Origin of the sequence: Moritella marina ATCC 15381, from assembly GCF_008931805.1 — a bacterium.
GTDB lineage: Bacteria > Pseudomonadota > Gammaproteobacteria > Enterobacterales > Moritellaceae > Moritella > Moritella marina.
The window spans coordinates 4,427,184-4,448,942 of sequence record NZ_CP044399.1 but is presented as its reverse complement, the minus strand read 5'-3'; the positions used below and the strand labels follow the sequence as shown (position 1 = coordinate 4,448,942).

The window sequence follows — 21,759 nt, the reverse complement described above, 5'->3', positions numbered from 1 at the left end:
AAAATTATCAATTTTCAATTTTCAATTTTCAGTATCATGACATATTCACGCTAGCCATGTTTTCTTAACTGCACAATCGCAATCAAGGTAAAGATAGCACTGGGGACGACGGCACCAAGAAACGGCGGCAACGAATACACCAAACTAATCGGTCCAAAAGTTTCACTAGCAAGATAGAAAGTAAAACCAGCGACTACGCCCATTAAGATTCGAGCCCCCATGGTAACGGTTCGCAGCGGTCCAAATACAAACGATAACGCCAGCAATACCATTACACCAATCGATATAGGTTGGAATATTTTACGCCAGAAGGCTAATTCATACGTGTCAGCATCCTGCTTATTACTGTCTAAATAAGTGATATAAGAATACAACCCTGAGATAGATAAATCTTCCGGATCAATGGTCACCACATCTAATTTCTCAGGTGTCAGCGTTGAATCCCAACGTAATGAAGGCTCATCAGTCACAGAAATACGATCCGCTTCAAAGTGAGTAATGCGAATACTTGTAAGCTCCCAATGATCTTTAGCATATACAGCTTTACCAGCCTGCGTTGTTTTAACTAATCGCTGATTATTGGCAAATTCATAAATCGTCACATTATGTAATTCACTACCGTTATTCACTGCACCGATATTAATAAAGTTTTCTTTATCCTTTGCCCACACCCCTTTTTGAGCACGAATAATTGATTGGCCAGAAATCGATTCACCACGTAATTCAGCCGCTTTTTGCTCTGTATAAGGGGCGACATATTCGCCCATCAACATCACGACAATCATCATAGGGATTGCAGTTTTCATTGCCGACAGCACAATTTTAAAACGTGATTGACCCGCAGCTTGAATCACCACTAATTCAGACGAACTCGCCATCGCACCTAAGCCAATTAGTGCGCCTAATAACGCTGCCATTGGAAAGAAAATGGTGATCTCGCGTGGCATTTTCAGCATCACATACATAAAGGCTTCAAGTAAACCGTATGAACCACGACCAACCGCACGCAGCTGCTCCACGTATTTAATTACCGCAGATAAACCCGTTAAGGTAAACAAACAGATCATAGTGGCAAATAAAATTGCTTTACCAATATAGATGTCTAAAATTTTAATCACTGTTTTGACCTCGAGTAAAACGTAGTTTCAACTTATGTACCGCATGATGATACCAAGAAAAATTGGCTAAATTAAACCAAATCGCTAAAGTTAAGACCCCAAGATGGACAATCCAAAAACCGAACGATAATGGCAATGACTCATCTAAAATGGCAGAACGGGCTGCACTTAATAACATAAAGTAAGTTAAAAACATCAATAACGCAGGGAACAGTTTTGCATAACGGCCTTGACGCGGATTCACCATCGCTAATGGCACCACTAATAATGTTAGTAGCGGGATCGCAACGACTTGGGCAATACGCCATTGCAGTTCAACCTTGTGCTCAAATTCAGTTGAATTCCATAATTCAGATGTTGGCAGGGCTTTGGTTTTACGGCCACGTTCACTCACATCTTGTTCTTGAATTAATACCCGATAAGCACTGAAATCAACAATACGGAAATCCGGCTGAGATAACTCCCCTTCATAACGTAGTCCTTGGCTCAACTTCAGCCACTGTGACCCCTGCTCTCCCGATTCAACATTGCCTTTATCAGCAAGCACCACCGAAGGACGCTCACCTTCTTGTGATGGTGATTTCGCAATAAATATTTTACGCAACGCTTTATCACTGTCATAGGATTCAACGTACACAACAGCACGGCCACCATCAAGTGACTCAAAACGGCCTTGTTTCAATGTCGCTAGACCGGCATCGGCATCGACGTTTTCTAATAATTGTACCCGACCTTCTTCGGCAGTCGGTGCATAAACAAATGCATTAAACGCCACCAGGCCAATCGTCACAGAAGACAATAATAACGACGACATTAATATTCGACTTGGGGTATAACCACAAGCCGTTAAGATCACCATCTCACTTTCGGCATACAATCGCCCATGCGCAAATAAAATACCAATGAACAAACTCACCGGTAAAATTAATGTGCCCAATGCAGGCATAGTATACAGCAACATCTCCATCACTAAATTAGCAGGCAAAGCACCTGTCATTACCTTCGAGAGCAATGCAACAAACTGCTGACTCACAAAGATAAGTGATAAGATGAATAATACAGCGACTTGTGATTTCACTGTTTCAGCAAATAAATATCGGAAAATTATCACTTAAAACCTATATTAGACTAATGTTTTGTATGAAATGCAGCTCATAATTAGGTAGACTCAGCTGCAAAGGCAGTATAAATACTTAACTGCACACCCATTTTATCTGAAAATGTTTAGTTTTTGATTAATTAAATATGTATAACCCCCTATTATGTTATAAATATTTGATTTTGTCTTTAGGAAACCGGAGAGTCCATGGAGTTCAATGTAAAAAGTGGTAGCCCTGAGAAGCAACGCAGTGCTTGTGTTGTTGTCGGAGTATTTGAACCACGTCGTTTATCACCAGCAGCAGAACAACTTGATAAGATCAGTGACGGCTATTTAAGTTCCCTATTACGTCGCGGTGATATCGAGGGTAAACCAGGTCAAGTATTATTACTTCACCATGTACCGAACGTACTAAGCGAACGTGTGTTATTAGTTGGCTGCGGTAAAGAACGCGAATTAGATGAGCGTCAGTACAAGCAAATCATCAAAAAGACAATGGACACCTTGAACGAAACCGGTTCAATGGAAGCTGTTTGTTTCCTACCTGAACTTAATGTTAAAGGTCGCGATACCTATTGGAAGATCCGCTTTGCCGTTGAAACAGCACGCGAAAGTCGCTACCGTTTCGACCAGCTGAAAAGCAACAAAGAAGAAACACGTCGTCCATTACGTAAAATGGTATTCAACGTGACTTCACGTCGTGATTTACCAACCAGTGAAAAAGCCATTGCTCACGGTCTAGCAGTAGCAAGTGGTATGCGTCTATGTAAAGACGTAGCAAATATGCCACCAAATATCTGTAACCCTGTTTACCTTGCAAATCAAGCACGCCAACTCGCTGATGAAAGTGACAAGATCACCACACAGATCTTGGGCGAACCTGAAATGAAAGAATTAAAAATGGAATCTTACCTTGCTGTATCTCAAGGTTCAGCAAACGAAGCTAAGATGTCGATTATTAATTATCAAGGTAATCCAGATAAAGATGCAAAACCTATTGTCTTAATTGGTAAAGGTCTAACGTTCGATTCAGGTGGTATTTCATTGAAACCAGGCGCAGGCATGGACGAAATGAAATATGACATGGGTGGCGCTGCAGGTGTCCTTGGTGCAATGAAGTCATTAGCTAAGTTAGATTTACCAATTAACGTTATTGGTATTCTTGCTGGTTGTGAAAACATGCCAGGCAGTAATGCTTACCGTCCAGGTGACATCATCACGACAATGTCAGGTCAAACTGTTGAAGTATTAAATACCGATGCTGAAGGCCGTTTAGTATTATGTGACGTATTAACGTATGTTGAGCGTTTTGATCCAGAATTAGTTATCGACGTAGCAACCTTAACGGGTGCCTGTGTTGTTGCACTGGGTCATCACATCACAGGTTTACTATCTACGCATAATCCACTGGCACATGAATTATTAAATGCGTCAGATCAAGCCGCTGATAAAGCATGGCGCTTACCAATCACTGACGACTTCCAAGAACAAATTGAAAGTCCATTTGCTGATTTAGCAAACATTGGTGGTCCAGGTGGCGGTACTATCACGGCAGCTTGTTTCTTATCACGCTTTACTAAAAAGTATAACTGGGCGCATTTAGACATCGCCGGTACTGCTTGGGTAAGTGGTAAGAACAAAGGTTCAACAGGTCGTCCAGTGCCGATGTTGACACAGTTCTTGCTTAACCGTACAGAGCGTAGCGAAGTACAACAAGCTGACGAAGCTTAATTACACTCTCGCATGAGAATATAAAAAGTCTCGCATGATAATATAAAAAATCACGCGGTGAGTATGTGGCGTAGTCTATAAAAATACTACGCTATAAATATCTAAAAGGTCGCGATTGCGGCCTTTTTTAGTTTTTAAGACTGAATACCCCTACAGTATATCCAGATATTACCCCGACAACTGTATTTTCCCGCCCCTGCTTTGTGTTATTATACGCAGTTATGTTTTAAACTTTAACTGTTCGTAATTGGGCGTAAAACTACCGATGAAAAAAGTCACTTTTTATATCATGCAAGAATCTAAAAATGGCGTTGCGGCTAACATGCCACAGCATCATGAACTTGCCTGTAAACTGGCTGGTGAGTTTTATCAGCAAGGACAACGCGTCTATATTCACGCCAACGATGAATCGACAGCTAATCAAGTTGACGAATACCTGTGGCAATTAGATGCGAACAGTTTTGTACCACATAATTTACAAGGTGAAGGTCCACGTAATGGCGCGCCCGTTGAAATTGGTTTTCAACCGCCCCGTCACCGCTATCAGGTACTTATCAACCTGCACGACCATACACCGCAATTTGCAGTTAACTTTAATCAGATTATCGATTTTGTACCGCATCAAGACGGCTTAAAACAACAAGCCCGAGAACGTTACAAACATTATCGTCAAACAGGGTTACAGCTGTTAACTGTGAACGCCGAATAATCAATCAACCATTGAGAATTAGAAAGCAGACCTATGGAAAAAATATACAATCCCCAAGCCATTGAGCAAGCGCTTTACCAGAACTGGGAAGAGCAAGGTTACTTCAAGCCAAACGGCGATCTAACACAAGATGCATACAGCATCATGATCCCACCGCCAAATGTCACTGGTAGCCTGCACATGGGTCATGCCTTCCAACAAACGATCATGGATGCGCTAACACGTTACAAGCGTATGCAAGGTAACAACACGTTATGGCAGGTTGGTACCGATCACGCGGGTATCGCAACACAAATGGTTGTTGAACGTAAGATTGCAGCTGAAGAAAACAAAACGCGCCACGATTATGGCCGTGATGCTTTTATCGACAAGATCTGGGATTGGAAAAACGAATCAGGTGGCAACATCACGCGTCAAATGCGTCGTTTAGGCACATCTGTTGATTGGGACCGCGAGCGTTTTACTATGGATGACGGTCTGTCTGAAGCAGTAAAAGAAGTATTCGTACGTCTATTTAAAGAAGACCTAATTTACCGTGGCAAGCGCCTAGTAAACTGGGATCCAAAATTCCACACTGCTATTTCTGATCTTGAAGTTGAGAGCAAAGAAAAACAAGGCAGCATGTGGTACTTCCGCTACCCACTAGCAGATGGCGAAACAACAGCTGACGGTAAAGATTACATCGTTGTAGCGACAACACGTCCAGAAACAATGCTAGGTGATTCTGCAGTTGCAGTACACCCGAAAGACGAACGCTATGCAGCGCTTGTTGGTAAAGACATCATTCTTCCTATCGTTGGCCGTCGCATAAAAATTGTTGCTGATGACTATGCAGATATGGAAAAAGGCACGGGTTGTGTAAAAATTACACCTGCTCATGACTTTAACGATTACGAAGTTGGTAAGCGTAACAACTTAGTGATGTTCAACATCCTAACTGAAAACGCAGATATCCGTGAAGAAGCGGAAATCATCAACTCAGACGGCACAGAAAACACTGAACTAACGTTCACTATCCCTACTGAATACCAAGGTATGGAGCGTTTTGCTGCCCGTAAAGCAATCGTCGCTAAGTTTGAAGAGCTTGAGCTATTAGAAAAAATTGAACCACATACACTACAAGTACCTTACGGCGATCGTAGTGGTGTTGTGATTGAGCCACTACTAACAGACCAATGGTATGTAAGTGTTGGTCCAATGGCGAAAGTAGCAACTGACGCAGTGAAAGATGGCGAAATTCAGTTCGTGCCAAAACAGTACGAAAACATGTACTTCTCGTGGATGAACGACGTACAAGATTGGTGTATCTCACGTCAACTTTGGTGGGGTCACCGTATTCCAGCTTGGTATGATAACGAAGGCAATGTATTCGTTGGTCGTGATGAAGCGGAAGTGCGTGCAGAAAACAACTTAGGTCCTGAAATTGCATTACGTCAAGACGACGATGTACTTGATACTTGGTTCTCATCTGCGCTTTGGACATTCTCAACGCAAGGCTGGCCACAGCAAACTCAAGATCTTAAAGTGTTCCACCCAAGTGATGTACTGGTAACAGGTTTCGACATCATCTTCTTCTGGGTTGCACGTATGATCATGATGACGATGCACTTCATTAAAGATGAAAACGGCAAGCCACAAGTACCCTTTAAAACTGTTTACGTAACAGGTTTAGTACGTGATGAAGCTGGCGATAAAATGTCAAAATCAAAAGGTAACGTACTTGATCCACTAGACATGATCGACGGTATCGACCTTGAGTCACTAGTAGAAAAACGTACTGGTAACATGATGCAGCCACAACTTGCTAAGAAAATTGAAAAAGCAACGCGTAAAGAATTCGAAGGCGGCATCGAAGCACACGGTACTGACGCATTACGTTTCACATTAGCAGCAATGGCATCGACTGGTCGTGACATTAACTGGGACATGAAACGTCTTGATGGTTACCGTAACTTCTGTAACAAACTGTGGAACGCAAGCCGTTACGTATTAATGAACACAGAAGAACATGATTGTGGCCAAAATGGCGGCGACATGGAATTCAGTCTTGCTGATCGTTGGATCCAAGGCCAATTCCAGGAATCAATCAAAGCTTATCGTGAAGCAGTTGATACTTACCGTCTTGATCTGGCAGCAAACATCGCTTACGAATTCACCTGGAATCAGTTCTGCGATTGGTACTTAGAATTAACTAAACCAGTATTTGCACAAGGTACAGAAGCGCAACTGCGTGGTACACGTCATACCCTAGTAACGATCCTAGAAGAGTTACAACGTTTGATGCACCCTATCATGCCGTTCATCACTGAAGAGATCTGGCAGCGTGTTGCACCACTTGCTGGTAAGCACACTCAAGGCGCAACGATCATGCTACAGGCATTCCCTGAGTTTGATGCAGACAAAGTTGATGCGCAATCAATGCAAGATCTAGAATGGGTGAAGAAATTCATTATCGCTGTACGTAACATTCGTGGCGAAATGGACATCAGCCCAAGCAAGCCAATTTCTATCTTGCTTAAAAACGTAGGTGCTGAAGAGCAACGTCGTCTCGACGAAAACCAACAGTTCCTAAGTTCATTAGCGAAACTAGAAGCGATTACAATTCTTGGTGATAATGAAGAAGCGCCAATCTCAGCAACATCACTATTAGGCGACATGGAAATCTTAATTCCAATGGCTGGCTTAATCGATAAAGATGCTGAAATTGCACGTATCAACAAGCAAATGGAAAAAGTCCAAAAAGACTTAGACCGTGTTTCAGGTAAGCTAAACAACGAAAAATTTGTTGGTAAAGCGCCAGAAGCAGTAATTGCTAAAGAACGTGAAAAACTAGCGGAATTTGAAAGTACTATTGCTAAACTTGACGCTCAAAAAGCACGAATTGAATCGATCTAATCGTTAAAATCGTACTTACCTAAAAAGGGACAGCTGATTAATCAGCTGTCCCTTTTTTATTTATTATTTCTAATAAATACGCCATAGACATCACAAATAACCCATCAACATCCCGTAAAAATATTCCCATCCCAACCCTTAAGATGTAAAATAATTGTTAATAACATTAAGTTGTCGTTATAAATAAACCAACAGCTTAGCTATAAATGTCAACACCAAGGAATGGAGTGATAGGTTATGGGTAGCACGGACTCTCTGAATCATATATTGATCAATGCAATTCAACATCTGCCAATTGGCATTTTTTGGAAAGATATTCACGGCCAATACTTGGGCTGCAACAAACATTGCTTATCCTTATTTGATTTACCCTCAGAGCAATTCATTATAGGTAAGACTGATGCACAACTACAGCCAGCGCTGAAAGAGAAGCAACTCCCTAACAAAGCACTCTTACAAACCGATCAAGAAGCGCTAATCCACGGCCGCAGCGTCATTGCCAAAACCATGCATATGGAAACTATTTATGGCCAAGGTCAGTTTGAAATAACCAAAATCCCACTGCACAGCCACACAGGTAAAATTATTGGCTTACTGGGTATTGCTGTTGATGTATCGAGTAAGTTTCGCTCAGAACAAAAGTTACAAGAAAAGACTGCCTTACTGAACTCTATTTTTGATGCCCTACCTGACTTTGTTATTTACAAAGATATGCAAGGCCGTATCGTCGAATGTAATCGTGCAGCGCTTAAGTTAGCGAAAAAGAAAAAAACCGATGTAATAGGTAAAACCGTTACTCAAATACTACCGGAATCAACAGCCAAGGTCAGCATCGATTATGATAGTCAGCTAAAATCAAACTATAAAAGTGCTAATTACAAAATGGAATTTGAATTAGCAGGCCGACAAGTCTATGTCGATGTACACAAACACCCCGTCATTCAAAATAATCAATTAGTCGGTACCGTCAGCATATCTCGTGATATTAAAGAACGCCGTAATACCCTCGAAAAAATAGCCACATTAACCAAGCACGATCAATTAACGCAACAATTAAACCGAGCCACCTTTTTACAAGAACTTGAAAATATCAATCAGCAACATAGTTGGGGCATGATCCTCATCGATATAAAAAAACTGGGTAAGCTAAACAGTCAATACGGTACGGAGGTCGGTGATAAAGTCCTTATTTATGTTGGTGGCATGATTAAGGAGATGGCACCTAACGCCGCTCACTTAGCCCGTATACAAGGAGATCGGTTTGCAATTTTAACCGATCAAGTTAGTTCACCAGCACAGCTTAATTATCTGTGTAATAAATTAATCGATAGGCTTAATAGAAAAATAGCCATTCAGGGCCAGGTTATTGACTTAGCTATATGCATTGGCGCAACGAACTACCCAGATACCATTCAAGATACCAATAAATTACTTACTTGCAGTGAACAGGCATTACTCAGGTCGCGTAAAAATATAGAACAAAATTACACCCTATTTGACCCTATATTAGAAGCGCATGCAGAGGCTGAAAAACGCTTAATAGATGATTTAAAACAAGCAATAAATGATAAATCCATCGATTTATATTACCAGCCAATTATCGATGCAAACAGTAAGAGCGTGCTTGGTGTCGAAGCACTTGCCCGTTGGCATCACCCAGAACAAGGGTTAATCATGCCGGTTAAATTCATTGACCTTGCCGAGAAAAATAACTTGATCGGGCAGCTCGGTGAAATGGTATTAGAAAAAGCCTGTCAGCAACTTGCACAATGGCGAGCACAAGATATTGATATTTTTATGGCCGTCAACTTATCGCCGATCCAATTCAACGATCCACAGCTTATTAGTAAAATAAAACATGACATTGAATACTACGATATCCCTGCACACAGACTAGAAATCGAGGTAACAGAAAGTGCATTAATGGAGTCAAACCAAACTGCAGAAAATATGTTAGCGGAATTAATTGAGCTCGGAGTGCGTTTGTCTATCGACGATTTTGGGACAGGTTATTGCTCATTATCTTATCTAAAGAATATGCCTGCGCATAAGCTTAAAATTGATAAATCATTTGTCGATGAACTTGAACAAGATAAAACCACCACAGCCATTACACGCTCGGTGATCAGTTTAGCCAGGGAGTTGAATATTACCGTGACAGCGGAAGGTGTAGAGGAAGAGTCACAAATGCAGTGGCTACAAGCCCAGCAATGTGATCAATTTCAGGGGTATTTATTTAGTCGGCCGTTACCGAGCGACAAATTTTGTCAGTGGTATAAAACACACCATACCACTGACAATAATATTACTTATCAGCAACCAGTAAAAACAATGCTTTCTTTACAGGTATTATGATGCTTCTTCTTCGAAGAAAGTGCCCCAGCCGTCATAAGTAACATCTTGTTCGATAGACATTTTAAGTAGCGCTTCGATATCACGTGTGATGGTATCAATATCTAGTTCTGTTTCAACAACACAGTCGAATGCGAATACTTTTTGGCCGTCTTCTAGCTCAACTTCTTCAGGATCTGATACATCGTAGCCCAGCTTAAATGCAGCAATAGCCGCTTTTTCTAACTGTGCAAAATCATCACCAGCAAAATGATGTTCAATAGAATAAACAGCATCAGGATCACTGCCATCTTCTAATAAGTTATCAATGATCTCTTCGGCTTCAACTTTCAGCTCGGCAAATTCTTTTTCAAAATCCACTAGGTTAATCTCTTTAGTTATGATGTATGAAGAATACTCTGGTTTTAATATTCATGCCATTAAATTATACCCAAAATAACACCTCAAACATAGCGCTAGATAAGCCGACAGGATGGCTAAAAGAATATTATTCTCACTATTTCATCGCGATGTTGGCACTTAACTCAGACTCGCTTGTCTACAGCTAATATCGATATTATTTCAAATTTATCACACGCTAATATTTATGATCTAGCGTGTTGCATTATGTATTAGGTTGACCATTATTTTGATAAACACAAAACGTATTCCCATCCAAAATCCGGAAGACACCCTTGCACTTTTTACACGTCGCACAGCCGCGTCAGTGTTTATGCTCGTGGCCATGACAGCAGTACTTCTCGCCAATTTATATCATTTGCAGGTCTCTGGTTATAGTAAATATGTTGGCCGGGCGAATAATAATCGTATTCGAATTGTGCCAATACCACCAAATCGAGGATTAATTTATGATCGAAATGGCATACTGTTAGCGAAAAATGTACCCATTTACTCGCTTGAAATTGTGCCAGAACAAATTAAAAACATAGACCTTACCTTAGCAAAACTACAAACGCTATTTGAACTAAGTGAAGCTGATATCAACGACTTTAAACAGTCTATACAGCATACAAGACACTTTAAATCTGTGTCGCTGGTCGATCAGTTAAGCGAAAAACAAGTCGCACTATTTAGCGTCCATAAGTACCAATTCCCCGGTGTTTTTGTTGATGCTTTTCTCGAGCGTTATTATCCGTATAGAGAAAATTTAACCCACATATTAGGCTATGTCGCTAAAATTAATGATCGTGATATCAAGCGATTAAAGCAGCAGCATAAATATAAGCAATATCGAGCGACCAGAACCATCGGAAAACTAGGTATTGAACGATCTTATGAAGAAACCCTGCATGGCCAATCTGGCTTTGCAAAAGTTGAAGTCAATAATCAAGGCAGAGTGATCCGTACATTAGAAACGGTCCCACCAATACCAGGTAAAGATATAAAACTTAATATCGATATAAACCTTCAGCTATATGCTAACAAATTGCTGACCGAAAAAAAAATAGATCCACTCACACGTAAGCCAGTGCTTAAGCATAAGCGTGGGGCCTTGGTGGTATTAGATCCAAGTGACGACTCTATTTTGGCCATGGTGTCTAGTCCAAGTTATGACCCTAACTTATTTGTGCATGGGATCTCATCAACAAAATATAAAGCACTGTTAGCAGATCCAGACCGACCTTTATTCAATCGTGTCACGCTCGGTACTTATTCACCGGGATCTACAGCGAAACCTATGATTGCCGCAGCAGCATTAGCCGAAGGTGTCATCACACCTGATACCAAAAGGAATGATGCTGGTTGGTGGCGTATCCCCAATACCAACACCCGAAAATGGCGAGATGATATACGTTGGGGGTTTGGCGAAGTTGATATTTACAAAGCAATAGAAAAATCGGTCAATACCTACTTTTACCCTATCGCTTATGACATGGGGATTGATCGCTTATCCGCTTGGATGAACAAATTTGGTTATGGTCTGCCATCAGGCGTTGATATAAATGAGGATAGTCGCGCAAATATGCCGACTAGAGAATGGAAGCAAGCGCATTACAAACAGTCCTGGTATCAAGGCGATACCATCCCGATAGGTATCGGACAAGGCTATTGGACTGCAACACCACTACAAATAGCCAAAGCGACATCAGTGGTTGCCAATAAAGGCTTGGTACATCGACCACATATTGTTAATAGCATCATTGAAAATCGTGTTGATACCCCGATTACTTTCAAGGACTTTGCTAAACTTAACGGCGTAAAACCTGAAACATGGGGTATTGTTCAAGAAGGCATGCGACGCGTACTCGTGACAGGTACTGGTCGTAAAGCGTTTAGTCATATTGCGTATGACGCCGCCGGGAAATCAGGAACGAGTCAGGTATTTGGGCTTGCTCATGGCGAAAATTATAATGCCGAGGAATTAACGGAGCGTTTGCGAGATCACGCTCTATTTACTGCTTTTGCCCCCATTAAGTCGCCTAAAGTATTAGTAACCGCTGTACTCGAAAATGGCGGCTGGGGTCGACGTGCTGCGCCCATGGTCAGAAAAATAATGGATTATGTCTTAATAAAACCAACATTAACACCGCCATCAGCGCTAATAAATAAAGCCTCTTAGATAAAAGTAATAAAAAAACCTCCGTGTTATGCGGAGGTTTTTATCGTTATTCATCACGCTAAACTGATGATTTCTGTTTAGCTATACCTTGTGTACTATCCACTAAACATTAAGGTGTAAATACTACTTTCACACTGTCATCTACTTCTGATGAATCAATATAAGCAATCGCATTGGCATGTGATGCGACTTGGCTTTTAATCAATGCTGATGAGCCAATCGTCTTTGGCGGTTTACCTTTACCAGTAAACACTAAACGTGACCAATAAGCTTGTAGTTGTGAATCACTTTTCCCAGTTACACCCGAATGGAATTCACCACGAATATCACTGCCTGTTGCTTGCTCAATAATTTGTGCTTTAGCGCCATTAGGTAATTTTTTCGATTTACCTAAATACAGTTTAGATACTTGTGATTTCGATAATGAGTCAGGACCTGTTGGGTTAGCAATAACCACAACACCCGCTTGTGCTACACCTGAGATTAATGCTGCTGTTAAGGCAACTTTAGCTAATAGTTTCATCAAAGTTCTCCTTAAAATACTGCATCAAATGATACGGTGTAAACGATTGTGTCTTCATTATCTACATTTGAATCCAAGCCACCTGATGTACCATCAAAACCATCAGCATAAGTAACATCGGCTTTTAGTGCTAGGTTTGAACTAATGTCATAACGAGTACCAATGCTGTAAGCATTACGCTTCCAGTTAAAGGCAGGCTCATAAGCTGCAACCCTCTCACTATCATCAGTAGTTTTAAGGAAAGCATAAGTCACGTAGGGAGTGAAGTCGCTAATACGGTAACCTAGGGTGATATAACCAGACTCTGTATCCGAATATTGACCTTCAACATCAGAAACTGCAAACTCTGAGATCGCAAGTAATGAACCATTATCATAGCTCAGACCAACACCAGCAAAATAGCTTTGCGCATCATTAAAAAATTCTACTATTTGACCATCTTTAGTCGTATCAAGTGTTGTTTGATAATAAGTGCTACGGAAAACCCAGTCTTCATAAGAAAATGATGCAGAGGCGCCGAGAATATCTTTGTAGTCTACTTCGCCAAGCAGTTCACCAGTATCACGATCTGCATGGCCATAACTTGCTTGTAACGTGACTGCAACATCACCCATATCAAAATCATAAATCGCATCAACACCATCAAACGATGACAATGGCACAATACTGTAAAGTTCTGTTGGAGGTGTCGCCCAAGGTTGTGCATAACCCACTTCTAGATAATCTGAATACATGTACAGTGGCACACGTAAACGACCGATACGCGTAACAAAACCGTTATCAAAATCATGGCTTAAGAACGCCCATTCCATTTCGGTAGACCAATCATCACTACCACGTGCGACAAGCTGAGCAACAATTTTGGTTTGCTCTGTTAGTGCAAATGAACCTTGCAGACCCAGTTTACTGCCTTCAGAGAAATCAGCATCTTTATCATAGCCATTATATCCCGCATCATTATTAGCAATACCGACTTTACCAGTGAAGAAACCATTGATAGTCATCCGATCAGATAGCGAATCATAAGAGCTCGCTTCCTTTAATATCGCTAATTCTTGCTCAAGTTGTGCCAGACGCTGTGCATCTGTTGTCGCAGCTATCGCAAACTGTGATGCACAAGCAACTGCAAGCGGTAGCATTATAAATGCTTTTTTCATCTAAAATCTCCTTATCCTAAAACACGTTAGTCCATTTTGCATTTATTCAAAATTGGTCCTACAAGATTACATTATTGTTAACAACCTTATCACTTAGTATGACGGTATTATTCCTAGTTACATATTTTGTTTTGTAGATCTAAATCACATTATTACAAGTTGTCATCTAGCCAGGGTTGTTTAGGTTGAACTTTCATTCTAGGCAGTGATCAATTAACAAAATTGAAACATTGTAAATACCTATTATGTTATAAAAAAATACCGAGCCTATAGCTCGGTATCATTACAATCTATCATTCTGTTCAGTGATTAAGGTTTAAATACCACTTTCACTGAAGCATCAAGATCCGCTTCATCAATATAACCAATTGCGTTGATATTCGATGCAACTGAGTTTTTAACTAATGCTGACGAACTCAGTGACTTTGGCGGTTTGCCTTTACCTGTAAATACTAAGCGTGACCAGTATGCTTGTAACTGCGCATCACTTTTACCTGTGATTGCACCATGAAAATCGTCACGAACAGTACTACCTTTAGCTTGCTCTAATACACTAGCTTTACTGCCATTCGGTAGTTTTTTAGATTTACCCAAATATAGTTTTGATACTTGAGACTTTGATAATGCATCTGGGCCACTTGGGTTACCAATAACCACAACACCCGCTTGCGCAACACCAGAAAACAATGCCGTTGTTAGCACAACTTTAGCTAATAAATTCATCATTATATTCCTTAAAATACTGCGTCAAATGAGATGGTATAAACGATAGTGTCATCGAATTCTTGCGTGTCCATACCATTCGTTTCACTGATATTACTGCTTAATGCACCTGTAGTATCACCAAAATTTCCTGCGTAAGTCACATCTAATTTCAATGCTAAATTGGCGCTAATATCATAACGGGTACCAACGCTATAGGTACTACGCTGCCAATTAAGAGCTGCACTTTGAGGTGAGTTTGCAATTCTTTTTTCATCATCCGTAGTTTTTAAATATGAATAGCTCACATAAGGTGTGAATGCTTCTACGCGGTAACCCAGCGTGATATATGCAGACTCAGTATCGGCATAAGCACCTTCTACTTTTGAAATAGTATATTCAGAAATAGCAATTAGCGAACCATTATCATAACTAACACCCGCACCAATAAACTGGCCTTGATCATTATTAAATGTCAGCTTTGAATTTAACTCTGTTTGAAAATAAGTAGTACGGAATACCCAATCTTCATAACTTAATGTTGCAGATAAACCAGATATATCTTTAAAATCAACATCCTCTTCAACCGAGTTATCATCACCTGATGATTTATCACTACCATAACTTGCTTGCAATGCTAATGTCGCATCACCAAGGTCGCGCTCGTAAGTAACATCAACACCATTGAATGATGTAATCGGTGCGATGGTATATACATCAGCTGGCGGTGTCGCCCAAGGCTGTGCATAACCCACTTCTAAAAAGTCTGAATACATATATAGCGGTAAACGTAAACGACCGACACGAGCAACAAAGCCGTTATCAAAGTCATGGCTCAAGAAAGCCCATTCCATCTCCGGTGTCCAGTCATCGCTACCACGGCCTACAAGCTGCGCAACAACTTGCGTTTGATCCGTTAACGCAAACGTACCTTGCAGACCCAATTTACTGCCGTCAGCAAAGTTAGGCGTAGTCGTTGCATTATCAAAGCCAGCATCGTTGTTAGCGGTAACCATCTTACCGGTAAAGAAACCATTAATCGTCATACGATCTTCAAGTGAATCATAAGAACTCTGCTCTTGTAACATCGCAAGTTCTTGTTCAACTTGTGCTAGGCGTTCTGCGTCCGTTGCTGCGTAAGCAAATTGCGTTGCACAAACTGCAGCCAGTGGTAACAACGTAAATACTTTTTTCATCCATCAATCCTAGGTAAATAGCCAATAATCATATTGTTTTATCACTTTTACTAAACATTAATAAAAAACAATAAAACCAATTTAAACAATACCTTATACTAACACGGTCACTGTAATTAGCGGAAATGACACACGCTTACAAATATGTAGAACAATTATTCTAATCGATGGATAAGCGAGCGTTAAACATATAAGTAATTGAAGTTAGTCCTATGTCGGTTAATGAACTCAGAATCAATACTACTTAATAACCTAACAAAGCTCTGACTTTGTAGCTGTATTGTGAGTTACATCAAAATAGAATTTAGGGATAACTAAACAGGAAAGAAGGAAAAAATAAGTCCGCTGACATATAAATAGCTAAAGATAGCTTTGTGGCAGGGGTTCTCTATCTAGTATCTAGTATCTAGTATCTAGTATCTAGTATCTAGTATCTAGTATCAATTTGCTTGCTTATAAAATTTCTCTCCTTAGAAATCTCGTGTAGCAAGCAAATTGTCGTTATTGACTACACACTAAACTGATTTGTTGCTTGTCTTAATTGTTGCGTAGCAGCTTCTATAGCTTGTGTTATCTCATCCAGTACTTCGGTATCTTCAGATACTTGTGTCGCAATCGAATGCGTTTCATCGATATAACCATGTATCAGTTTCGAAGTTTGCGCCTGCTCTTCTGTTGCCGATGCGATTTGCTCATTGACGACATTGATGGCTTCAACTTTACCCGAAATACTAGTCAGAGAATTACCTGCACTCGATGACTGCTCGACGCCCATATCCGCTTTACTCATCCCACGTTGCATCGCTTCCACAGCGCCTCTTGACGCACGTTGCAACTCTTCCAATACTTGTTGGATCTCTTGCGTTGAGTCTTGTGTTCGAGATGCCAGAGTTCGAACTTCATCTGCAACAACAGCAAAGCCTCGTCCTTGTTCACCCGCACGTGCCGCTTCAATCGCTGCATTTAAGGCTAGTAAATTAGTTTGATCGGCGATACTACGGATAGTGTCGAGGATCAGGCCCACATTGCTAGTATGAGAATCTAATTCATCGATAACTTTTGAGGCCGTTTTTACTTCATCAGCCAGTTCGTGTATGGCTTCAATGGTCTTTTTAACAACCACGGTACCCGTCTCCGCTTCGCTATTTGCACTGCTCGCCTCAGCCGAGGCATTAGATGCATAATCAGCAATATGCCTGACAGTCTCAAACATTTCATTCATCGACCTAGAGACCTGATCAATTGACTGGCTTTGCTCTTGAATACGCGATTTAGACGTACAGCTTGATGTCGCTAATTGCGTCGACGCTTGTGATAGCGAATCGATTGAATTAATGGTTTCACTGATACTGCCATGCAGCTTATCTAAAAATTGATTAAACCAATGAACCAGATCACCCACTTCATCTTTATTGGCGTAATCAATACGTACCGTCAAATCACCATCGCCTTGCGCGATTGCTTGCAGCGAATCAGATACTTTACGAATACTGCCAGTGATCGATACTGTCAGCCAATAACACACAGCAAGCACTAAAATAATCACACCGACACCTAACATCACACCACGATTACGGCTCTTATCTGAGCTCGCTAATGAAGTTTCAATCAAAGCGGTAAAGTCTGCTTGGCTATCTTCTTTAAACTGACTCAGATCTGCTAATAACTTTTCTAAGTTCAGGCTATTTTTCTCCGCCAAATTAGACAAGTTATCCATCGATATAGAACCAGTAATCAAGCCATTAGCTAAATATTTAGCCGAGTTATAATACTCTTTAGCTTCAGCTTTAATTAACAGTAACTCGCTACGTTTATCAGGATGAATAGAATTAATAAAATCTAATTGGGCGATCAGGTCAGCATAAACCTCATCCGCACTAAGCAGCATATCTTCATCACCTATGGTGACAGATGTTTCAATTGCTTGCGTTATTTCAGAAATTTTACTATTACTGATCGTGGCGGCTTCAAGTACTGGATAATAAATGGCAGACAGTTGTGATAAACGTTCTTTATTCTCTTTCACCACCAGAATATTGGCGAACAGATAAGTTAAGAAACTGACGACAACAACCGCCGAAAGAATACCGATCTTATGCTTGATTTTTAGTTGGGTGGAGAGTCCCATTTAATACCTCTGTAGCGTTTGTAAGTTAGTTTGATATATGATGACAATACCAATTCAGTCCCTTTGATCTAACTTATAGACCGGACAATATCCTAAAATTCTCTAATAACTTATCGGCCTTAAAATTAAAATCATGACCTATTTTTTTATATTAGATGTTATTAAATCGTTAGTATTAGACTATTCATACTACCTGAATAAATTACCCCAAACGAGCTTAGGTAGTTAATAAGTAACCCGTACTTACAAATCATACAAAAAAAAAGCTTATTATATAAATCATAATAAGCTTTATCATTTTGAATTCTTTCAAATCAATTATTTTGCATTTAGGAACGATGATTTTAGTTCTTAGGTACTAATAGCAATGCTGCTTGCACAACTTCAACACCTGCGCCTTTTTTATGTCCTTGCTCACTAAGATGACGCTTCCACGCTCTGGCACCCGGTAAGCCAAGGAATAAACCCAGCATATGGCGATAAATATGCGTTAAGCTGCCGCCATTACGGATATGGTTTTCAATATACGGTAACATCAGTTCAGCATAATCATGACGGCTTAGCGTTGATTTTTCTGCGCCGTAAACCTGCTCATCAATCTGGCTTAGCAAGAAAGGGTTATGATACGCTTCACGTCCCATCATCACACCATCAATATGGCCTAGATGCAATTGTGTGTCTTCTAGTGTTTTAACACCGCCATTAATACCAATGAATAGCGCAGGGAAATCCTGTTTGATATCGTAAACGCGTTGATAATTAAGCTCTGGGATCTCACGGTTTTCTTTCGGACTTAAACCACTTAACCAGGCTTTACGCGCGTGTAAAGTAAAGTCATTACACCCTGTTGCTGCAACGGTCTGGATAAACGTCTGTAAAAATTCATATGAATCTTGATCATCAATACCAATACGGGTCTTAACCGTCACAGGAATATCAACCACATCTTGCATCGCTTTAACGCAATCGGCCACCAACGTCGGTTCCGCCATTAAACAGGCACCAAATTTACCGCTTTGCACACGGTCAGATGGACAGCCTACATTCAAGTTAATTTCATCATAACCACGCTCTTGTGCTAATTTCGCACTTTGTGCCAGATCCACAGGATTACTACCACCGAGCTGTAACGACACTGGGTGCTCTTCTTGGTTGTAAGCAAGATAATCACCGCGACCATGAATAATAGCACCTGTAGTGACCATCTCGGTATACAGCAGAGTATTCTTGGTCAACAAGCGGTGGAAGTAACGGCAATGACGGTCTGTCCAATCCAACATTGGGGCAATAGAAAAACGCCCAGGGGCATGAACACTGGTGATAGCTTGCTTGGTCATTGCTTTATTATCTCTTATCTGGATGCGCAGTAGCGCTGAATTTTATCAGGTTGCTTTCAAATTGGTACGACAGCGAAGCCGTTAGTATGAAAAACAAGGAGGCGATCATACACCCTGCGTCACCTAGTTTCAAAAATAAAGATCTTGTTTAAATGAGCGCTTGTCAATGACGTACTAAAGGAGGATCTAGTGAGCGAGACCTTTTTCAAACTCGCCAGGCTAAATTAGGATTGATAAATAAAATAACCATATATTATTTATTGATAAACAACCCAAACGTAAAAATACTTATAATTAATTATAACCGCCAGAGATAAGCCAAAAAAATACACTAAAAACCACTAAAAAAGGCAATTACGGCGCTATTTGTAGCCTATTATAATTAGAAAAGTGCCTCTAGTGTGTTAGCATTATCTTTTCTCAGCAATTTTAATGATCCCTATGACAGATTCAGCGAACAATTTACTCTACAGAGCTCAGCAGCTTTGTGTTACGCGTGCGGTTCGCTTCACTCCTATTAGGCAGCAGATATTTTTATTAATGGCGCAACACAATGCCATGATCAGTGCTTACGATCTACTTGCTCAGCTGCAACTATTAGAACCAAATGCCAAACCACCGACAGTATATCGAGCCCTCGATTTTCTACTCGAAGAAGGTTTCATCCATAAAATAGAATCAAGTAATGCCTTTATTTTATGCCCGCATTTTGGTGAGAAACACCCTTCGCAACTACTCTTATGCAAGAGTTGTGGTGGCGTGATTGAATTACATAACACCGAAATTGAAGAGTTGCTACAATCACTTGCAGATGAGCATGGTTTTGCAATTACGACCAAGACAGTAGAAGCACACGGTATCTGTGCCGATTGTCGTGAATAATTAAATTTCAGGAACAAAAACGATGCGTGTAGAATTTATTAATCCATTTATCTCGTCTTTATTAAACGTATTGAATACCATGGCACAAGTGGAGTTAACGCCTGGCAAGCCAAGACTCAAAAAAGATGATAAAGCTAAAGGTGATATCTCCGGTATTATGGGCATGATGTCAGACCAAGCTAAAGGTTCATTTGCGCTGACATTTGATGAATCATTAGCATTAGCGATCATGAATAACATGCTGGGTGAAAAACCGGCGAAAATTGATGCTGAAGTCATTGATATGGTTGGTGAGATAACCAACATGGTAACAGGTGGTGCAAAACGTATTTTAGCTGATAAAGGCTTTGATTTTGATATGTCGACACCGATTGTGGTATCCGGCAAGGGCCATACAGTGACCCATAAATCAGAAGGGCCTAAATTGTTACTGCCGCTCACAAGTCAATTTGGCAGTGCTTCAATTGAGATATGTTTCGATAACTAAACTAGATCACTAAGCTAGATAGCTAATTCAATAACTAAGCCAATACCAATCAATCGTAAATCCCAGATACTAAAAAGCCAATCTCAATGAGATTGGCTTTTTTATTAAGACTTAATTTTTACTTAACAGAGTAAGTGAAAATTATAGGCCTTTAGCATTTTTAGTTAGGTATTTAGCAACGCCTTCTGGAGATGCGTCCATACCTTCTTTGCCTGCTTCCCATTGTGCAGGACAAACTTCACCGTTTTTCTCGTGGAAGTTTAATGCATCAACCATACGTAGCATTTCGTCGATGTTACGGCCTAAAGGAAGGTCGTTAACAACTTGGTGACGAACAACACCGTTTGTGTCGATTAGGAAAGAACCACGGAAAGCAACACCAGCTTCTGGATGCTCAACGTCGTATGCTTTACAGATTTCGTGCTTAACGTCAGCTACTAGTGGGTATTTAACTGGACCGATACCGCCATCTTCGATAGCTGTGTTACGCCATGCGTTGTGGCTGAATTGTGAATCGATTGAAACACCGATTACTTCAACGCCGCGCTTTTGGAATTCTTCAAGACGGTGATCAAAAGCAATAAGCTCTGATGGGCAAACAAATGTGAAATCAAGAGGGTAGAAAAATAAAACTGCTGATTTACCTTTAGTGAATTCAGTGAAGTTAAAGCTATCAACGATTTCGCCGTTACCTAGTACTGCTGCAGCTGTAAAGTCAGGTGCTTGACGTCCTACTAAAACCATTTTAATCTCCTAAATTAATTAAATATTTGCTTATTTACGGCATAATTTTTACATTAAATATAATCTTAAACCAATTGCTTTACCCAATCATTTTGATAGTTTAAAGCTATCGGTAATTAAGTGTTCATAAGATAAAAAT

Annotated in this window: 17 protein-coding genes; 7 read left to right on the top strand and 10 right to left on the bottom strand. The window is 40.4% G+C overall.

Going from position 1 to position 21,759, the window contains the following annotated elements; genetic code table 11:
• Positions 1–50: 50 nt before the first annotated feature.
• Together lptG and lptF are read right to left on the bottom strand one after the other, a co-directional pair.
• Positions 51–1,118: an LPS export ABC transporter permease LptG gene (lptG, locus tag FR932_RS20055; RefSeq protein ID WP_019442207.1), complete on the bottom strand. Its 1,068-nt coding sequence runs from the start codon at positions 1,116–1,118 to the stop codon at positions 51–53.
• Positions 1,111–2,229: an LPS export ABC transporter permease LptF gene (gene lptF, locus FR932_RS20050; protein WP_019442206.1), complete on the bottom strand. Its 1,119-nt coding sequence runs from the start codon at positions 2,227–2,229 to the stop codon at positions 1,111–1,113. The genes lptG and lptF overlap by 8 nt, the downstream gene beginning before the upstream one ends.
• A 195-nt stretch (positions 2,230–2,424) precedes the next feature.
• Here lptF and pepA point away from each other — a divergent pair, with 195 nt between their 5' ends.
• The 4 genes from pepA (at position 2,425) to FR932_RS20030 (ending at position 9,907) form a co-directional block, all read left to right on the top strand.
• The gene (gene pepA, locus FR932_RS20045; protein ID WP_019442205.1) at positions 2,425–3,948 is read left to right on the top strand and encodes a leucyl aminopeptidase; all 1,524 of its coding nucleotides are present in this window, start codon (positions 2,425–2,427) and stop codon (positions 3,946–3,948) included.
• A gap of 265 nt (positions 3,949–4,213) precedes the next feature.
• Positions 4,214–4,657, top strand: coding sequence for a DNA polymerase III subunit chi (locus tag FR932_RS20040; protein ID WP_019442204.1), 444 nt, complete (start codon positions 4,214–4,216; stop codon positions 4,655–4,657).
• A 33-nt stretch (positions 4,658–4,690) separates the two neighbouring features.
• Positions 4,691–7,552 carry a valine--tRNA ligase gene (locus FR932_RS20035; RefSeq protein ID WP_019442203.1) on the top strand — a complete coding sequence of 954 codons (2,862 nt, stop codon included), beginning with the start codon at positions 4,691–4,693 and terminating at the stop codon, positions 7,550–7,552.
• Between the two features lie 237 nt (positions 7,553–7,789).
• Positions 7,790–9,907, top strand: coding sequence for a sensor domain-containing protein (locus FR932_RS20030; protein WP_019442201.1), 2,118 nt, complete (start codon positions 7,790–7,792; stop codon positions 9,905–9,907).
• Here FR932_RS20030 and rraB read toward each other — a convergent pair.
• A complete protein-coding gene (gene rraB / locus FR932_RS20025; RefSeq protein WP_019442200.1) occupies positions 9,902–10,264 on the bottom strand; it encodes a ribonuclease E inhibitor RraB in 363 nt (120 codons plus the stop codon). The two genes, FR932_RS20030 and rraB, sit on opposite strands and share 6 nt — an antisense overlap.
• 268 nt (positions 10,265–10,532) lie before the next feature.
• Here rraB and mrdA point away from each other — a divergent pair, with 268 nt between their 5' ends.
• Positions 10,533–12,464 (top strand): penicillin-binding protein 2, encoded by a 1,932-nt coding sequence (mrdA, locus tag FR932_RS20020; RefSeq protein WP_019442199.1) that lies wholly within the window; start codon positions 10,533–10,535, stop codon positions 12,462–12,464.
• A gap of 109 nt (positions 12,465–12,573) precedes the next feature.
• Here the strand turns inward: mrdA and FR932_RS20015 are convergent, their stop codons facing one another.
• The 6 genes from FR932_RS20015 to dusA all read right to left on the bottom strand — a co-directional run bounded on the left by FR932_RS20015 (position 12,574) and on the right by dusA (position 19,507).
• Entirely contained in the window at positions 12,574–12,987 is a 414-nt protein-coding gene (locus tag FR932_RS20015) for a type 2 periplasmic-binding domain-containing protein (protein WP_019442198.1), read from the bottom strand.
• Between the two features lie 11 nt (positions 12,988–12,998).
• Positions 12,999–14,144: a carbohydrate porin gene (locus tag FR932_RS20010; RefSeq protein ID WP_019442197.1), complete on the bottom strand. Its 1,146-nt coding sequence runs from the start codon at positions 14,142–14,144 to the stop codon at positions 12,999–13,001.
• Between the two features lie 309 nt (positions 14,145–14,453).
• Positions 14,454–14,867, bottom strand: a complete 414-nt coding sequence (locus tag FR932_RS20005; RefSeq protein WP_019442196.1) for a type 2 periplasmic-binding domain-containing protein — start codon at positions 14,865–14,867, stop codon at positions 14,454–14,456.
• 11 nt (positions 14,868–14,878) lie between these two features.
• Positions 14,879–16,042 carry a porin family protein gene (locus FR932_RS20000; protein ID WP_019442195.1) on the bottom strand — a complete coding sequence of 388 codons (1,164 nt, stop codon included), beginning with the start codon at positions 16,040–16,042 and terminating at the stop codon, positions 14,879–14,881.
• Positions 16,043–16,550: 508 nt separating this feature from the next.
• Complete coding sequence (locus FR932_RS19995) at positions 16,551–18,170, bottom strand: methyl-accepting chemotaxis protein (protein WP_019442194.1); 1,620 nt, start codon at positions 18,168–18,170, stop codon at positions 16,551–16,553.
• 344 nt (positions 18,171–18,514) lie between these two features.
• Positions 18,515–19,507: a tRNA dihydrouridine(20/20a) synthase DusA gene (gene dusA, locus FR932_RS19990; RefSeq protein WP_019442193.1), complete on the bottom strand. Its 993-nt coding sequence runs from the start codon at positions 19,505–19,507 to the stop codon at positions 18,515–18,517.
• 441 nt (positions 19,508–19,948) lie between these two features.
• Between dusA and zur the strand changes: the two genes are divergently transcribed.
• Both zur and FR932_RS19980 read left to right on the top strand, forming a co-directional pair.
• Positions 19,949–20,389 carry a zinc uptake transcriptional repressor Zur gene (gene zur, locus FR932_RS19985; RefSeq protein ID WP_019628937.1) on the top strand — a complete coding sequence of 147 codons (441 nt, stop codon included), beginning with the start codon at positions 19,949–19,951 and terminating at the stop codon, positions 20,387–20,389.
• A 22-nt stretch (positions 20,390–20,411) separates the two neighbouring features.
• Positions 20,412–20,876, top strand: a complete 465-nt coding sequence (locus FR932_RS19980) for a chemotaxis protein CheX (RefSeq protein WP_019442191.1) — start codon at positions 20,412–20,414, stop codon at positions 20,874–20,876.
• Between the two features lie 141 nt (positions 20,877–21,017).
• Here FR932_RS19980 and FR932_RS19975 read toward each other — a convergent pair whose 3' ends face one another.
• A complete protein-coding gene (locus FR932_RS19975) occupies positions 21,018–21,620 on the bottom strand; it encodes a peroxiredoxin C (protein WP_019442190.1) in 603 nt (200 codons plus the stop codon).
• Between the last annotated feature and the right edge of the window lie 139 nt (positions 21,621–21,759).

What these genes read in the sequence shown, in the direction of transcription:
- FR932_RS19980 (WP_019442191.1), top strand. Translation starts at nt 20,412, where the DNA reads ATGCGTGTAGAATTTATTAATCCATTTATCTCGTCTTTATTAAACGTA.
- FR932_RS20010 (WP_019442197.1), bottom strand. Translation starts at nt 14,144, where the DNA reads ATGAAAAAAGCATTTATAATGCTACCGCTTGCAGTTGCTTGTGCATCA.
- FR932_RS20030 (WP_019442201.1), top strand. Translation starts at nt 7,790, where the DNA reads ATGGGTAGCACGGACTCTCTGAATCATATATTGATCAATGCAATTCAA.
- FR932_RS20000 (WP_019442195.1), bottom strand. Translation starts at nt 16,042, where the DNA reads ATGAAAAAAGTATTTACGTTGTTACCACTGGCTGCAGTTTGTGCAACG.
- FR932_RS20040 (WP_019442204.1), top strand. Translation starts at nt 4,214, where the DNA reads ATGAAAAAAGTCACTTTTTATATCATGCAAGAATCTAAAAATGGCGTT.
- FR932_RS20005 (WP_019442196.1), bottom strand. Translation starts at nt 14,867, where the DNA reads ATGAATTTATTAGCTAAAGTTGTGCTAACAACGGCATTGTTTTCTGGT.
- dusA (WP_019442193.1), bottom strand. Translation starts at nt 19,507, where the DNA reads ATGACCAAGCAAGCTATCACCAGTGTTCATGCCCCTGGGCGTTTTTCT.
- FR932_RS19995 (WP_019442194.1), bottom strand. Translation starts at nt 18,170, where the DNA reads ATGGGACTCTCCACCCAACTAAAAATCAAGCATAAGATCGGTATTCTT.
- FR932_RS20035 (WP_019442203.1), top strand. Translation starts at nt 4,691, where the DNA reads ATGGAAAAAATATACAATCCCCAAGCCATTGAGCAAGCGCTTTACCAG.
- zur (WP_019628937.1), top strand. Translation starts at nt 19,949, where the DNA reads ATGACAGATTCAGCGAACAATTTACTCTACAGAGCTCAGCAGCTTTGT.
- pepA (WP_019442205.1), top strand. Translation starts at nt 2,425, where the DNA reads ATGGAGTTCAATGTAAAAAGTGGTAGCCCTGAGAAGCAACGCAGTGCT.
- FR932_RS19975 (WP_019442190.1), bottom strand. Translation starts at nt 21,620, where the DNA reads ATGGTTTTAGTAGGACGTCAAGCACCTGACTTTACAGCTGCAGCAGTA.
- FR932_RS20015 (WP_019442198.1), bottom strand. Translation starts at nt 12,987, where the DNA reads ATGAAACTATTAGCTAAAGTTGCCTTAACAGCAGCATTAATCTCAGGT.